At 67.0% G+C, this 279-nt stretch carries 1 pseudogene; it reads right to left on the bottom strand.

Annotated features, from left to right (window positions below):
* Positions 1–43: 43 nt before the first annotated feature.
* Positions 44–279 (bottom strand): annotated as a pseudogene (locus tag R2R70_RS19845) (hypothetical protein); the annotation flags it as partial.

Raw genomic sequence — 279 nt, 5'->3', positions numbered from 1 at the left:
ACCGCGTAGCGCAGCGTTTCGAATTACGGCAATTGCGGTGCGTTCATGACGGTTCTTCCACGCGATGCGGCGTGGCCGCGACGAAGCGCGGCGCGCGTTGCTCGACGTTCGCGAGCACGGCTTCACGCTGATTCGCGCCGCCGATCAGCGCATCCTGCTCGACCGATTCGGCGATCAGCGTGGCTGCCGCGTCGCCGCGCGAGGCCACGTGCAACAGACGCTTCGCGGCGCGAATCGCGTCGGGGCTTTTCTGCGCGATCTCGCGCGCCGTTTGCAAAG

The organism is Cobetia sp. SIMBA_158, from assembly GCF_046566945.1.
Classification (GTDB): Bacteria; Pseudomonadota; Gammaproteobacteria; order Pseudomonadales; family Halomonadaceae; genus Cobetia; species Cobetia amphilecti.
Note: the sequence above shows the minus strand (reverse complement) of the source record. Positions and strands in the feature narration are given on the sequence as shown.